Here is a 287-nt window from a genome sequence, read left to right on the forward strand (position 1 = left end):
CGTACGGCGCACCCGGTCCGGATCAAGACGCGAGGCGATACCGCCCACGTGCGGGAGCCCGGACAGCGCGGACAAGCCGCCGCCGCCGAAGTCCAGAGCGTAGAACTGCACCTCCTGCGGGGTGTGTGTCAGCGCGAAGGACGCGATGAGCGTGCGCAGCAGCGTGGACTTCCCGGACTGTGGCCCGCCCACGATCAGCATGTGGCCACCGGCGCCGGAGAAGTCCCGGTAGAGGGTCTCCCGGCGTTGCTCGAACGGCTTGTCCACCTGGCCCAGCGGAACGGTCA

1 protein-coding gene is annotated in these 287 nt (G+C 69.7%); it reads right to left on the bottom strand.

Annotated elements, in window-relative coordinates:
- Positions 1 to 287: FtsK/SpoIIIE domain-containing protein (locus tag AC5WRL_RS28135; protein WP_496091504.1), on the bottom strand; the 287-nt coding region annotated here is incomplete at both ends.

This window comes from Streptomyces sp. NTD107, assembly GCF_059510435.1.